Genomic DNA, 15,146 nt, shown 5'->3' on the forward strand with positions numbered 1-15,146 from the left:
ATGGAAAACACAAATCTCCAATACGTTCGTTCGCAATTGGTCGAAGGCGAAAAGCCGCCCCGCTCAGTTCATGGCTTGTCACATTGGCTGCGGGTCAATCTTTTCGCGACGCCCGCTGATGCGGCACTCACAATTTTTGGTCTGGCCGTTGTGGCCTGGTTTCTGCCGCCCATGATTCAGTGGCTGTTTGTTAATGCAGCCTGGACTGGTGCAGACCGAACAGCCTGCCTGACTGTCACGCAGGGTGGTATACAGCCGGAGGGTTGGTCTGGTGCGTGCTGGGCCTTTGTGAAGGCGAAACACGAGCAGTTTATCTACGGGCGTTATCCGGTTTCGGAACGCTGGCGTGTCAACCTGACTGCGGTTTTTTTCGTGGTTCTGCTGGTTCCTTTGCTGATCCCGAAAATACCGCATAAGGTCATTAATGCGATTTTATTCTTGCTGGTTTTTCCGGTGGTTGCGTTTTTCCTGATGGTCGGTGGCTCATTTGGCCTTCCTTATGTGGAAACGGCGCTCTGGGGTGGTCTGTTGGTGACGCTGGTACTGTCTTTCGTGGGCATAGCCGTGTCGCTGCCATTGGGTGTGGTGCTGGCTTTGGGACGACGCTCCAAGCTGCCGGTCATCAAGACCTTCTGCATCATCTTTATTGAAATGGTGCGCGGCGTGCCGTTGGTGACCGTGCTTTTCATGGCGAGTGTGATGTTGCCTCTGTTCCTGCCGCCGGGCGTAACTTTCGACAAGTTGTTGCGTGCGCTTATCGGTGTGGCGCTGTTCGCTTCGGCCTATATGGCAGAAGTGGTGCGCGGTGGGCTTCAGGCCATTCCGCGAGGACAATATGAAGGTGCGGATGCACTTGGTCTTAGCTACTGGCAGAAGACCAACCTCATCATATTGCCGCAGGCTTTGAAGCTGGTCATTCCGGGCATCGTCAACACGTTCATTGGCTTGTTCAAAGACACCAGCCTTGTCTACATCATCGGCATGTTTGATCTGCTTGGTATTGTGCGTCAGAACTTTTCCGATGCGAACTGGGTTTCTCCACAGACACCTGCAACCGGCTTGATCTTCGCGGGCTTCGTTTTCTGGATTTTCTGTTTCGCCATGTCGCGATACTCTATATTCATGGAACGAAGGCTCGACACGGGTCATAAACGATAAGAATCAAGGGAATAATGAAAATGAGTGCACAAAGCGCCCTCCCGCAATCCGAGCTCGGTGTCGAAATCGACCGTTCAAAACTGGAAGTCTCAAAGACTGAAGTGGCGATCGAGATCAAGAACATGCACAAGTGGTATGGTGAATTCCACGTGCTGCGTGACATCAATCTGAAAGTGATGCGTGGCGAACGCATCGTCGTTGCCGGTCCTTCGGGTTCCGGCAAATCGACCATGATCCGCTGCATCAACCGTCTGGAAGAGCACCAGAAGGGTCAGATCATTGTCGATGGCATTGAGCTCACCAATGATCTCAAGAAGATTGACGAAGTGCGCCGTGAAGTCGGTATGGTCTTCCAGCATTTCAACCTCTTCCCGCATCTGACCATTCTGGAAAACTGCACATTGGCACCAATCTGGGTTCGCAAAATGCCAAAGAAGCAGGCGGAAGAAGTGGCCATGCATTATTTGCAGCGCGTGAAGATTCCGGAACAAGCCAACAAATATCCGGGCCAGCTTTCGGGCGGTCAGCAGCAGCGTGTGGCCATTGCCCGCGCACTGTGTATGAACCCGAAAGTCATGCTGTTCGATGAGCCGACTTCTGCACTTGATCCGGAAATGGTCAAGGAAGTGCTCGATACAATGGTGAGCCTTGCCGATGAAGGCATGACCATGATTTGCGTCACGCATGAAATGGGCTTTGCGCGGCAGGTTGCAAACCGCGTGATTTTCATGGATCAGGGCCAGATCGTTGAGCAGAATTCACCTGCCGAGTTCTTCGACAATCCGCAGCATGAACGCACCAAGCTGTTCCTCAGTCAGATTCTACACTGACCAAACGAATTGTTTCATAACAACACCCGCCGCTGATAACGGCGGGTGTTTTGTTATCGGGATTATGGTTGCCTTGGTATGCCGGGGTTTATGAGGTGAAGATGACAGACTTTCATTGGAGCGAATATCTGCCTCCCGAGGCGCATCGGGAGTTTGATTCTTTTTACAGGAAAGAGTGGTGGACTGCAGCGCGTTCGTTTGAAGATGTCATAAAGATGCTCAAACACTGCGACCTCACATTGTTTTGTCGTGATCAGAATGATGAAATCATTGGTTTCGCACGCGTTTTGACCGATTTCACATTCAAGGCGATGATTTTTGATGTCATCGTGGCCGAGCAAACACGCGGGCAGGGGCTTGGGAAAATGCTTGTTCAACGTCTACTGAACCACGAGAAGCTACGTGGGGTGAGCAGCTTTGAACTCTATTGCCCTGATCGTCTGGTGCCCTTTTATGAAAAACTGGGCTTTGTAAAAGGATCTTCTGCGTTGCTTTTTAATCAACCGCGCACAGCTTGAACGGCATCATAGCCATAAAGCCAGTCCAGATCTTTGAGAAAGGCATCAGCGCTGCGCGTGGCAAAAAGCATGTTGCGTCCGAGCGCAAAGATACCTGTTGCGTGGTAGGCAAACCGATTCATCTGACCGCGTTTGCCAACCGCAGCAATCCGCGCTTTTCGAACAGAATCAAACCGCTTTAGCGCTGATTGTGGCTCCCGGTCATCCAGTGCCTCGGCAAGTGCTGCCGCATCTTCAATTGCCATGGCAGCCCCCTGCGCAGCAAAGGGCGTAACAGCGTGTGAGGCATCGCCAAGGAAAATCGTTCTGTCTGGGCCGACAAACAGCGCTTCAGCCATTTCAAAAAGTGGCCAATAAGTCCATTGCGTTTGTGCTGCCAGAATGTCACGAACCGGTGCACTCCAATCTGCGTAAATTGATTTTAGCCGCGAAACATCACCCGTCTTTGACCAAACTTCGCCGGGATTATCGCCAGTCGTAATGGCGACAAAGTTGAAGAAGTCTCCGCCCTTTACCGGATAGGCAATGAAGTGCGCTTTGTTGCCAAGCCACGCAGAAACAGCCTTTTGTTCCGGGACCGCTGCCTTAAGGCTTGCGGGTAGCGCGTCAGCTGCAAGTGTTGTGCGCCAGGCAATGTGACCGCTGAAACGCGCTTTATTATATCCGACCTTCGCGCGTTGCGCAGACCAGACGCCGTCACAGGCGATCAGATAGCTGGCTGCGATTTTTTCCTCTGCTGCACCACGTCTGACTGTTGCAGAGATGCCGTTGTTATCAGCCTTATGTTCGATAATTTCCGAGCCGAGATTGATTTCAATATTTGGATGGTTGGTGCAGGCATTTAACAGAGCTGATTGCAAATCAGCGCGATGGCAGACAACATAAGGATGGTGCCACCGTTGTAATGCCTCATCACCCAATTGCATTGCGAGCAGGGGGCGAGCCTTGCGTCCATCCATAAGGTAGAGTGCTTGGGGCGTAACAGCTTGCGAGCAGAGGCGATCTGCAACGCCAAGGCGTTCAAGGTGACGCATCGCATTGGGGGCGAGCTGCAAGCCTGCGCCGACTTCCGACAAGGCTTGCGCTTTCTCAAACAGTTCAACACCCCAGCCCCGCGCCGCACATTCCAGCGCGGCACTCAGACCGGCAACTCCGGCCCCTGCAATCAATATGTGGCGTTTGCTCAAGCTGCTCATCATATCAGCGGCACGCATGCCGCTTGCTATATTCAGGCAGCTTTGTCTGCGGGTGTTTCGTAAACACAGCCGGCAGGCACGGTCTCGTCAGCATGAAGTTGTGCATTGTAGCGGTAGAGCGTCGAGCAATATGGGCAGACGACTTCACTTTCGTCGCCCATGTCCAGAAAGACGTGCGGATGATCAAAAGGTGGGTTTGCGCCGACGCACATGAATTCCTTCACGCCGATTTCAATAGAATTGTGACCAGCGTCGTTCTGGAAGTGCGGGATGATGTGATCGGACATGATAGGCTCCGGAGCTTGTGGATCGCGATACCCAATTCAGGATAGCTATTTTTTTAGCATTTACCGTGTACGGCTTGTTTCTGAAAGCGTTTTCATCAATTCTGGGGACATTTCAAGCGGTTTGCTATCAAACTGTCATATGACAGCCATAGGCTTATCGTCGCGCCGGGATATGCCGGTAGTAACCGGGATAGGAAAAATGAACGAAAACAGCGTTGTGGCAACTCAGACCGATAATTTGCCAGCTCCTTTGGAAAATGGCCATTCCATGGGCCAGAAGTCCGTCATTGCTCAGAATGCTCACGAAGCTTTGAACAGTGACAAGACAGCCGAGCTGATGCAAAGCCCTGAACGCTTCGTTAATCGTGAGTTTTCGTGGTTGCAGTTCAATCGTCGTGTGCTGGAAGAAGCGGCCAACATCCGCCAGCCCTTGCTGGAACGTTTGCGTTTTCTGTCGATTTCAGCGGCAAATCTTGATGAGTTTTTCATGGTGCGCATCGCGGGCCTTGCCGCGCAGGTGCGTGCAGGCGTTGCCTTGCGCAGTGCGGATGGTCGCACGCCACAGGAGCAGCTTGATTTCGTTCTGGAAGAGGTCGGTCGCTTGCAGGAGGGGCAGCAGGCGTGTTTGCGCACGCTGCGTGAAGAACTTGAAAAAGAGAATATCGAGATCGTGCGTCCATCGGCTTTGTCGAATACAGAAAAGGAATGGCTGGAAAGCCACTTCCTGGAAACGATTTTCCCGGTTCTGACACCGCTTTCAATTGATCCGGCGCATCCGTTCCCGTTCATTCCAAATCTTGGCTTTTCGATCGCGTTGCAACTCGCGCGCCGTCTCGATGGCCATCCAATGACAGCCCTCTTGCGTATTCCGGTCGCCTTGAAGCGCTTCATTCAGCTTCCTCCAGAACAGCAGAATGCTTTCCGCTTCATCACAATTGAAGATGCGGTCAGCCTGTTTATCGGTCGCCTGTTCCCTGGTTATGAAGTGCGTGGCGCAGGCACTTTCCGCATCATTCGCGACAGCGATATTGAAGTGGAAGAAGAAGCTGAAGATCTGGTTCGTCTTTTTGAAACAGCGTTGAAACGCCGCCGCCGCGGTCAGGTTATCCGCATTGAGTTTGATGGAGAAATGCCCGAGGCACTTCGGATTTTTGTGGCGACAGAACTTGGCGTCTCGGAAAACCGTATCAGTGTTCTCGAAGGTCTTTTAGCACTCAACATGATTTCGGAAGTTGTTTCGATTCCGCGCGATGATCTCAAATTTGTTTCCTATAATCCGCGTTTCCCTGAACGTATCCGCGAACATGGCGGCGATTGCTTTGCCGCGATTCGTGAAAAGGATATCGTGGTTCACCATCCCTATGAGTCATTTGACGTCGTGGTGCAGTTCCTGCGTCAGGCTGCGGCTGACCCGGATGTGCTGGCAATCAAGCAGACATTGTACCGTACCTCCAACGATAGCCCAATCGTGCGCGCGCTGGTTGATGCGGCAGAAGCTGGCAAGTCGGTGACGGCCCTTGTGGAGCTCAAGGCGCGTTTTGACGAAGAAGCAAATATCCGCTGGGCGCGCGATCTGGAGCGCGCAGGCGTTCAGGTGGTGTTTGGCTTTATCGAACTGAAAACGCACGCAAAGATGTCATTGGTCGTCCGCCGTGAAGACCAGAAACTGCGCTCCTATGTTCACCTTGGCACGGGCAATTATCATCCGATTACGGCGCGCATTTACACCGACCTGTCTTTCTTCACGTCCGATGCCGACATTGCGCGTGACGTGGCTCATATCTTTAACTTCATCACCGGCTATGCGCAGCCTGCTGAAGAAATGAAAATTGCGATTTCACCACTGACATTGCGCGCGCGAATCTTGAAGCATATTGATGACGAGATCGCCAATGCGAAGGGCGGCAAGCCGGCGGCCATCTGGATGAAGATGAACTCGCTGGTTGATCCACAGATTATTGATGCACTTTACAAGGCCAGCCAGGCTGGTGTGCATGTGGACCTTGTCGTGCGTGGCATCTGCTGTCTGCGGCCAGGCGTTCCAGGCCTTTCGGACAACATTCGCGCCAAGTCGATTGTCGGGCGTTTTCTCGAGCATAGCCGCATTTTCTGCTTCGGAAACGGCCATGATCTGCCTTCCGACAAGGCGATCGTCTATATCGGTTCCGCCGACATGATGCCGCGTAATCTAGACCGTCGCGTCGAGACACTGGTGCCGATCACCAATGCCACAGTGCACCAGCAAATCCTGTCTCAAATCATGTTTGCCAACATAATTGATAACCAACAGAGCTATCAGCTACTTGCGGATGGTACCTCTCGCCGGATAGAAAAAGAGGATGGAGAAGAAGCTTTCAACGCGCAGGAATATTTCATGACAAATCCGAGCTTGTCGGGTCGCGGAAAGTCGCTGAAGTCATCTGCCCCCCGTCTCATTGCGCATCGTAAGCGTGTGCAGGCGGAAAGAAACACGACTTCATGAGTCCAGCAGTCGCACAAGGCCGATTGAAGGGTCTTAAACCCGTTGCGGTTATCGATATCGGTTCCAACTCGATCCGTGTCGTCGTTTATGAAGGCATTGTCCGCTCTCCGACAGTGCTTTTCAACGAAAAGCTTCTCTGCGGTCTTGGCAAAGGACTGGCCAAGACCGGAAAACTCAATGAGAAATCTGTCGATATCGCGCTGCGCGCATTGAAGCGTTTTCGCGTTCTGGCCGAACAGGCGGGGGCGATCTCCATTCATGCGCTGGCAACTGCCGCCGCACGCGAAGCAAAAAACGGCCCCGATTTCATTTCTCAGGCCGAGGCTATTCTTGGACGGCACATTGAAGTGCTGTCCGGCAAAGAAGAAGCTTACTACTCCGCTTTGGGTATCATTTCAGGTTTTTACAAACCGCAAGGCGTAACCGGCGACCTTGGCGGTGGTAGCCTGGAGCTGGTTGCCGTCAATGACCATGAGGTCGGGGAGGGCATTACCCTTCCATTGGGCGGTCTGCGCTTGCAGGATATGTCCAACGAGCAACTGCCGGAAGCGGCGAAGATTGCCCGTACGGAATTGGCGCGTGCAACCCTTCTTGAAGAGCATCAGGGGCAAGTCTTTTATGCTGTGGGCGGTACTTGGCGAAACCTCGCAAAGCTGCACATGACGGCCAAGCATTATCCGCTGCATGTCATGCATGGCTATGAGATGGACCCTGTGGAAGCCAAAAGCTTTCTCACACGTGTTGCCAAAGGCAATATCGACACAATGCGCGGCATTGAAGCGGTGTCGAAAAACCGCCGTCAGTTGCTTGGCTATGGCGCTACGGTTTTGCTTGAAACCATCCGTCGCATGAAGCCATCCAAGATTGTGTTCTCGGCGCTGGGTGTGCGTGAAGGCTATCTTTATTCACTGTTGCCTAAAAACGAGCAGCGGCTTGATCCGCTTCTGGCATCAGCGGAAGAGCTGGCGATCCTGCGTTCGCGTTCACCGCGCCACGCCCGGGAGCTTGCAACATGGACAACGCTTTCCTTGCCTGTGCTTGGTTTTGATGAAACCGAAGATGAAGGCCGTTACAGACAGGCAGCCTGTCTGGTGGCTGACATCAGCTGGCGCGCGCATCCTGATTATCGCGGCTCGCAGGCGCTCAACATTATTGCGCATGGCTCATTCGGCGGTATCGATCATCCGGGCCGTTCTTATATGGCAATCGCCAATTACTATCGCCATGAAGGATTGGTTGAAGACGAGATTGCGCCGGAGATTCTCCAGCTTGCCACACCGCGCCTGCGCGAGCGGGCAAAGCTTCTGGGGGCTTTGCTGCGCGTTATCTATCTGCTTTCCGCATCCATGCCGGGCGTGATCCCACGTCTTTATTGGCGTGAAGAAGAAAATGGCATTGCGCTGGTCGTGCCTGGCGATCTGGCTGATCTTATTTCGGATCGTCCAGAGGGGCGGTTGCAGCAGCTTGCAAAACTGACGGGAAAAAACCTTTACTTCGCCGTCGGTGACAGCGCGATTGACGCAAACGAGCATCATTAAACGTATCAGAAGTTATCCATGAAAAGGCCGGCAGGAGTTTTCTCCGCCGGCCTTTTGATTTAGTTCAGGTCAACCGCTTGAATACGCCGGTTTTCGAACTTGATACCAATCTTGCCATCAATCAGATCAAGCGCTTTCTGACCAAAAACTTCACGGCGCCAGCCTTGAAGGGCTGGAACATTGGCTTTTTCGCCTTCGGCGGCGATCTTGTCGATATCGTCGGAGTTTGCGACGATCTTGGCTGCCACACCGTGTTCTTCGGTCACAAGCTTGAGCAGGACCTTAAGAATATCTGCTGCGGCCGCGCTGCCTTCAGGTGAATGCGATTGTTTTGGCAACTTTGGCAGGTCTTCTTTTGGAATAGCCAGTGCAGCCTGAATGGCGTTTACCAAACCTGCCGCCTGAGCCGAACGTTCCCAGCCTTTTGGGATCGAACGCAGACGTCCAAGCGCTTCCGCATCTTTTGGCTGCTGCTGGGCGATTTCAGCAATCGTGTCGTCCTTGATAACGCGTCCACGTGGAACGTTGCGTTCGCGTGCTTCGCGTTCGCGCCATGCCGCAACCGATTGTACGATCGCAAGCTCGATTGGCTTGCGCATCCGGGTTTTCACGCGCTTCCATGCATCATCCGGGTGCAGATCATAGGTTTCGCGCGCGCTCAGCACGGCCATTTCCTCATTGACCCACTCGCAGCGCCCTTCTTTTTCCAATTCTGCTTTGAGATAAAGATAGATGTCGCGCAGATAGGTAACATCAGCCAGCGCATAATCGAGTTGCTTTTCAGACAGTGGACGGCGGCGCCAGTCTGTAAAGCGTGATGATTTGTCGATATGTTTTCCGGTGACTTTCTGCACCAGAGCATCATAGGAAATAGCGTCGCCAAAGCCGCAAACCATCGCGGCCACCTGACTGTCGAAAATCGGCGAGGGGATCAGGTCGCCCAAATGGAAGACAATTTCAATGTCCTGACGCGCTGCGTGGAAAACCTTGACCACCTTTTGGTCCGCCATCAGACGAAAGAATGGCGCAAGGTCCAGCCCCGGCGCCAAGGCATCGACCAGTGCGGTGTGATCGGGAGAAGCCATCTGAATAAGACAGAGCTCCGGCCAGAAAGTCGTTTCCCGAATAAATTCGGTATCGACTGTCACAAAGTCGGATTTGGCTAGGGCGGATACGGCCTCTTCAAGGGCCTCTGTGGTCGTGATGAGCTGCATGTTTTTCTTTTAGAGCGCATCCCCAAAACTGTGAAGCGATTTTCGGATAAGATGCCCGTTAAAACAGAAATGACGCGCAGGCCGTCTGGCGCGCCGGAAGAATGATATATCGATGGAACAACTCGGAAATAGTGATTTTTGTCGACATATTCTGTCAAGCTGGTTTAACACAGACACTGTCGGCTTGACAAAGCGTGATCAAAATGCGCTTTTCCGCCCAAATTGCAGCGCTTTGCATGCACAAGATTTATAAAGTTCCAAAAGGCAGAAATCATGCACCGTTATCGCAGCCATACCTGCGCAGCCCTTCGCAAATCGGATGTGGGTTCCAATGTCCGTCTGTCCGGCTGGGTTCACCGCGTCCGTGACCATGGCGGCATTCTCTTCATCGATCTTCGTGACCATTATGGCATCACGCAGATCGTGGCCGATCCTGATTCGCCCGCGTTCAAGGTTGCTGAGACCGTTCGCGGCGAATGGGTTATTCGCGTCGATGGTGAAGTGAAGGCCCGCGCAGGCGATGCCGTGAACGCCAACCTGCCAACAGGCGATGTTGAAATCTTCGCCACCGAGATTGAGGTTCTGGCCGCGGCCAAAGAACTGCCGCTGCCAGTGTTTGGCGAGCCGGATTACCCGGAAGATATCCGCCTCAAGTACCGCTTCCTTGATCTGCGCCGCGAGACGCTGCACAAGAACATTATGAGCCGCACGAAGATCATTAGCGCGATGCGTCGCCGCATGACCGAAATCGGCTTCAATGAGTTTTCAACGCCAATCCTGACGGCTTCCTCACCGGAAGGCGCGCGCGACTTCCTCGTGCCAAGCCGTATCCATGAAGGCAAGTTCTACGCGCTGCCGCAGGCTCCGCAGCAGTACAAGCAGCTTCTGATGGTTGCCGGTTTCGACCGCTACTTCCAGATTGCACCTTGCTTCCGTGATGAAGATCCGCGTGCAGACCGTCTGCCGGGCGAATTCTATCAGCTCGACCTCGAAATGAGCTTCGTAACCCAGGAAGAAATCTGGGAAACGATGGAACCTGTCATGCGCGGAATCTTTGAAGAGTTTGCCGAAGGCAAGCCTGTTACGCAGCAGTTCCGCCGCATCCCTTATGACGATGCGATCCGCACTTATGGTTCGGACAAGCCTGATCTGCGCAACCCGATTGAAATGCAGGCAGTGACCGAGCATTTCGCTGGTTCCGGCTTTAAGGTCTTCGCAAACATGATCGCGAACGATCCCAAGGTTGAAGTCTGGGCGATTCCGGCAAAGACCGGCGGTAGCCGCGCATTCTGTGACCGCATGAATTCATGGGCGCAGGGCGAAGGTCAGCCGGGTCTTGGCTACATCTTCTGGCGCAAGGAAGGTGACAAGCTTGAAGGCGCAGGCCCGATTGCCAAGAACATTGGTGAAGAACGCACCGAAGCTCTTCGTGAGCAGCTTGGTCTTGGCGACGGCGATGCCTGCTTCTTCGTAGCCGGTCAGCCATCGAAGTTCTACAAATTTGCAGGCGACGCCCGCACGCGTGCGGGTGAAGAACTCAACCTCGTTGATCGTGATCGTTTCGAACTGGCCTGGATTATCGACTTCCCGTTCTACGAATGGGACGAAGACAACAAGAAGCTCGACTTCGCACACAACCCGTTCTCGATGCCGCAGGGTGGCAGGGAAGCGCTGGAAACGCAGGACCCGCTGTCGCTCAAGGCTTATCAGTACGATCTGGTCTGTAACGGCTTTGAAATCGCGTCCGGTTCGATCCGTAACCAGTTGCCGGATGTTATGGTCAAGGCGTTCGAGAAGGTTGGTCTCAGCCAGCAGGACGTGGAAGAACGTTTCGGTGGTCTTTACCGCGCGTTCCAGTATGGCGCACCGCCACATGGCGGTATGGCAGCCGGTATCGATCGCGTGATCATGCTGCTCGTTGGTGCAAAGAATCTCCGAGAAATCTCGCTGTTCCCGATGAACCAGCAGGCGCTTGATCTTCTGATGAACGCGCCTTCGGATGTCTCGCCAGCACAGCTGCGCGATCTGCATATTCGCTTAGCACCAATCCAGAAAAGCTGATCTTCTCAGTTTGAAATAAAAAGCCCGGTCGCGAGACCGGGCTTTTTATTTAGGGCGTTAAAAAAACCGGTGAGCAGCGCTCACCGGTTTTCGTTGAACCAATTTGTCTATGATCAGTTGTTGGCTTCTACGCCGATTTTGAGAAGCGGGATAATCTTCGTCGGATCAAGTGACGCTGTCGCAACGATGGATGCAAAGCTGACCGACTGATCTGGAGATGCGCTGATTGTCAGCGATTTGGGATCGTCAAAATACTTTTCAGCCGCAGTCTTCAGCTGCTGGGCAAACTCTGGATTCTTGAGCTGTGTTGCCATCAGCGGCACCATCATTTTAAGCTGTTCACCAAGCGCTTTGCCATCAGCGCCCTGCTGCTTGCCATAATAGTCGAGCAGCTTCTGGGTGAGAGTTTTATTGTCAAAGCGGATTGTCAGGTTCTTGAGGCTGAGTTGTTCAGCAAGGCCAAGAATCGCCAGACCGGCAGCATCCTTATCGGCATCTGCATTGGTCATGTTCTGCTGGGTTTTCTGAACAGCTTCGAGGAAGGCAATATCATAGCCAGCAAGTGCACCGGTAATGTCAATCTTGCCTAAATCTGTTGCATTGATTTCAAACTGATCAAGGGATGCATCACCAGACTTCGGCGACCATGTACCTTTCGATGCGACCGAGCCATTGAAGGCGGTCATGTCGAGGGGCGCCAGCGGGTTCTTTTCATCATCTTTGAAGTTCGCATTTACACTGGCAATGTTCAGCGCATAATCGATTTTTTCGGTACGGTCGGCTGCATTCAGCGAAACTTCGAGGCCTTCGACGGTTGCCCCATCTTCACCTGGTGTTCCGAATGCCATTTCATCGATTTTCATCTTGTCGTAGAAAAGGATCTGGTTGAGTGCACCTTCAGCCTTTTCGGATGGAATCGAGACGTTTTCCATCGAGATGCCTTTGATGGAAACCTTGTCATTTTTGTTTGCTTCGCCAGCAGGGATGTCCATGTCAGGAACAGTGACTTTTTCAATGCTGTATCCGCCGTCTGCGGCGTCCTGTACATTTTCAAGCGTAACGTCGCCAACAGCCATTTCCTTGTCGGAAACCGTTGCAAGCTTGATCTTGGTCCCTTCAAGCACAATGTCAGAGCCATCTGCTTTGACATTGGTAAAGCTTAACGCGCCACCCTGCTTTGTGTAGAGTGCCTTGATGCGTTCAGCGACTGCATTCGCATCAGCAGCCATTGCTGCGCTGCCAAGAACGAGCGAGAGTGCCGTACTTGCCGCGAAGACGCGCGCGGCCTGCTTGCTAAGAACGAAAACCTGCATTTATTGGCTCCTGATTATTGGGTAAAAATTCAAATGCCTACATAAGCTTTTACAAATGGAAAAACAGCCCGATTTGTTCATCCAATGATAGCTGTGGAGAAAATCACTACATTTTCTTTATAGGAGATCAATGACGGCATATTTACGACGAATGTACTGGATTGGTTCTCATCTCTACTTGCTGACGAATCGCGCAATTGGTACGGATAGGCATGGGTAAAAGTCTGATTCCGCCGGGTGACGGCGAAGAACACATCGAACGGGTTGATCTTAAGTCAGCTCTCGAGGAGCGCTATCTCGCTTATGCGCTGTCCACGATCATGCATCGTGCGCTGCCGGATGTGCGCGATGGCCTGAAGCCGGTGCATCGCCGCATCATGCATGCAATGCGTCTGCTGCGCCTCAATCCCGATCAGGCCTATGCGAAATGCGCGCGTATCGTTGGCGACGTGATGGGTAAATTCCACCCCCATGGCGACGCCTCGATTTACGATGCGCTTGTACGTCTGGCACAGGATTTTGCCGTGCGTTATCCGCTCGTGGACGGGCAGGGCAATTTCGGCAATATCGACGGCGATAATGCGGCGGCCATGCGCTATACTGAAGCGCGTATGACCGAAGTGGCAACATTGCTGCTTGAAGGCATCAATGAAAATGCCATAGATTTCCGCCCGACCTATAATGAAGAGGACGAGGAACCCATCGTCCTTCCGGGCGCATTCCCGAACCTGCTGGCCAATGGCTCGGCCGGTATTGCGGTCGGCATGGCCACCAATATTCCGCCGCATAATGTGGCGGAGCTTTGCTCATCGGCGCTGTATCTCATCAATCATCCCGACGCGAGTGTTGAGGAACTGATCACGTCACCTCAACAATGGGAAGAGTTGAAGAAGGAAGCGGAAAGCGATCCTGCGGCCCTTTTGAAGTGCAAGGTGCGGGGTCCCGATTTCCCAACCGGCGGTATTCTGGTCGAAGATCATGCCAATATTGTCGAAGCCTATCGCACCGGGCGTGGTTCTTTCCGCGCACGCGCACGCTGGGAGAAGGAAGAAGGCAATCGCGGAACCTGGGTGATTGTTGTCACTGAGATTCCATATCAGGTTCAGAAGTCGCGCCTGATCGAGAAGATTGCGGAATTGCTTCTGGCCAAGAAGTTGCCGCTGCTCGACGATATTCGCGATGAGTCTGCGGAAGATATCCGCATTGTTCTTGAACCGAAGAACCGCACGGTTGATCCTGAGTTGCTGATGGAATCGCTGTTCAAGCTGACCGAGCTTGAGAACCGCGTTTCGCTCAACATGAACGTGCTTTCGCATGGTAAGGTGCCGAATGTTCTCTCACTGGGCGGCGTGCTCAGGGAATGGCTTGAACACCGCAAGGAAGTGCTGGTTCGCCGCTCTGAATATCGTCTGGCAGAAATTGAGAAGCGACTGGAAATCCTTGGCGGTTTGTTGATTGCTTATCTCAATCTTGATGAAGTTATCCGCATCATCCGTGAGGAGGATGAACCGAAGCAGGAGCTGATCCGAACCTTTGAGTTGACGGATAATCAGGCCGAAGCGATCCTCAATATGCGCTTGCGCTCTTTGCGCAAGCTTGAAGAATTTGAAATCCGCAAAGAATTCGACAGTCTGACCGCTGAGAAGACGGATATTGAAGGCCTGCTGGCTTCGGGCACACGCCAGTGGAAAAAGATCAGCGCTGAGATCAAAGCCGTCCGCGAGAAATTTGGACCGGCAACCAAACTGGGCAAGCGTCGCAGCACCTTTGCTGAAGCGCCGACACATGATCTTGAAGACATTCATCAAGCGATGATTGAGCGTGAGCCAGTCACAATAGTCGTGTCTGAAAAGGGCTGGTTGCGCGCGATGAAGGGCCATATGGCCGATTTCTCGACGCTCTCGTTTAAGGAAGGCGATAAACTCAAGCTCGCATTCCATGCGGAAACGACGGACAAGCTTCTGTTCTTCACTACAGGTGGCAAATTCTTCACCATTGGTGCGAACACGCTTCCGGGCGGTCGCGGCCATGGCGAACCGATCCGCATCCTCGTTGATATGGAGAATGATCAGGATATCCTGACAGCCTTCGTTCACGATCCACAGGCCAAGCTTCTGCTTGTATCGCATGAAGGCAATGGCTTCATCGTGTCTGAGAATGAAGCGGTCGCCAATACCCGCAAGGGTAAGCAGGTGATGAACGTGAAGGCACCGGACGAAGCCAAACTTTGCCAGCGCATTTCCGGCGATCACATTGCCGTCGTGGGCGAGAACCGGAAGATGGTTGTCTTCCCGCTTTCGGAAATCCCGGAAATGACACGCGGCAAGGGCGTTCGTTTGCAGAAATATAAGGATGGCGGCGTGTCCGATGTCCGCACTTTCGCAATCGCTGATGGCCTGTCATGGCAGGATTCGGCAGATCGTACGTTCAATCGCAGCAAGGAAGAACTTGTTGAGTGGATTGCAGCGCGCGCTTCCGCAGGGCGTCTTGTTCCAAAGGGTTTCCCGCGTTCGGGCAAGTTTTAAAATAAAGGCGGCCTGTGCCGCCCT

The 15,146-nt window shown here is 53.0% G+C and carries 11 protein-coding genes; 7 read left to right on the forward strand and 4 right to left on the reverse strand.

The window, feature by feature from the left end:
• The 3 genes from ABE527_RS04770 to ABE527_RS04780 all read left to right on the forward strand — a co-directional run bounded on the left by ABE527_RS04770 (position 1) and on the right by ABE527_RS04780 (position 2,506).
• Positions 1 to 1,158 (forward strand): amino acid ABC transporter permease, encoded by a 1,158-nt coding sequence (locus ABE527_RS04770; RefSeq protein ID WP_265983363.1) that lies wholly within the window; start codon positions 1 to 3, stop codon positions 1,156 to 1,158.
• A 20-nt stretch (positions 1,159 to 1,178) separates the two neighbouring features.
• A complete protein-coding gene (locus tag ABE527_RS04775) occupies positions 1,179 to 1,988 on the forward strand; it encodes an amino acid ABC transporter ATP-binding protein (protein WP_499693618.1) in 810 nt (269 codons plus the stop codon).
• A gap of 101 nt (positions 1,989 to 2,089) precedes the next feature.
• The gene (locus tag ABE527_RS04780) at positions 2,090 to 2,506 is read left to right on the forward strand and encodes a GNAT family N-acetyltransferase (protein ID WP_499696265.1); all 417 of its coding nucleotides are present in this window, start codon (positions 2,090 to 2,092) and stop codon (positions 2,504 to 2,506) included.
• Here ABE527_RS04780 and ABE527_RS04785 read toward each other — a convergent pair.
• Positions 2,488 to 3,675 (reverse strand): FAD-binding protein, encoded by a 1,188-nt coding sequence (locus tag ABE527_RS04785; protein WP_499696330.1) that lies wholly within the window; start codon positions 3,673 to 3,675, stop codon positions 2,488 to 2,490. The genes ABE527_RS04780 and ABE527_RS04785 overlap by 19 nt on opposite strands.
• A 59-nt stretch (positions 3,676 to 3,734) precedes the next feature.
• The gene (locus ABE527_RS04790; protein ID WP_499696266.1) at positions 3,735 to 3,989 is read right to left on the reverse strand and encodes a zinc-finger domain-containing protein; all 255 of its coding nucleotides are present in this window, start codon (positions 3,987 to 3,989) and stop codon (positions 3,735 to 3,737) included.
• A 268-nt stretch (positions 3,990 to 4,257) separates the two neighbouring features.
• On the opposite strand from ABE527_RS04790, the gene ABE527_RS04795 reads away from it, so the two are divergent.
• Both ABE527_RS04795 and ppx read left to right on the forward strand, forming a co-directional pair.
• Positions 4,258 to 6,471 (forward strand): RNA degradosome polyphosphate kinase, encoded by a 2,214-nt coding sequence (locus tag ABE527_RS04795; protein ID WP_499696331.1) that lies wholly within the window; start codon positions 4,258 to 4,260, stop codon positions 6,469 to 6,471.
• Positions 6,468 to 8,009, forward strand: a complete 1,542-nt coding sequence (ppx, locus tag ABE527_RS04800) for an exopolyphosphatase (RefSeq protein WP_499693621.1) — start codon at positions 6,468 to 6,470, stop codon at positions 8,007 to 8,009. Before ABE527_RS04795 ends, ppx begins: the two co-directional genes overlap by 4 nt.
• A gap of 59 nt (positions 8,010 to 8,068) precedes the next feature.
• Here ppx and rnd read toward each other — a convergent pair whose 3' ends face one another.
• The gene (gene rnd / locus ABE527_RS04805; protein ID WP_265983369.1) at positions 8,069 to 9,223 is read right to left on the reverse strand and encodes a ribonuclease D; all 1,155 of its coding nucleotides are present in this window, start codon (positions 9,221 to 9,223) and stop codon (positions 8,069 to 8,071) included.
• Between the two features lie 273 nt (positions 9,224 to 9,496).
• Here rnd and aspS point away from each other — a divergent pair, with 273 nt between their 5' ends.
• A complete protein-coding gene (aspS, locus tag ABE527_RS04810) occupies positions 9,497 to 11,284 on the forward strand; it encodes an aspartate--tRNA ligase (protein WP_499696267.1) in 1,788 nt (595 codons plus the stop codon).
• A gap of 113 nt (positions 11,285 to 11,397) precedes the next feature.
• Here the strand turns inward: aspS and ABE527_RS04815 are convergent, their stop codons facing one another.
• On the reverse strand, positions 11,398 to 12,597 hold the full coding sequence (locus ABE527_RS04815) for an aq_1923 C-terminal domain (protein WP_499696268.1): 1,200 nt from the start codon (positions 12,595 to 12,597) through the stop codon (positions 11,398 to 11,400).
• Between the two features lie 212 nt (positions 12,598 to 12,809).
• Between ABE527_RS04815 and ABE527_RS04820 the strand changes: the two genes are divergently transcribed.
• Positions 12,810 to 15,122: a DNA topoisomerase IV subunit A gene (locus ABE527_RS04820; RefSeq protein ID WP_499696269.1), complete on the forward strand. Its 2,313-nt coding sequence runs from the start codon at positions 12,810 to 12,812 to the stop codon at positions 15,120 to 15,122.
• The last annotated feature ends 24 nt before the right edge of the window (positions 15,123 to 15,146 follow it).

It is taken from the genome of Brucella sp. TWI432, assembly GCF_039674445.1.
Taxonomy (GTDB): Bacteria; Pseudomonadota; Alphaproteobacteria; order Rhizobiales; family Rhizobiaceae; genus Brucella; species Brucella chromiisoli.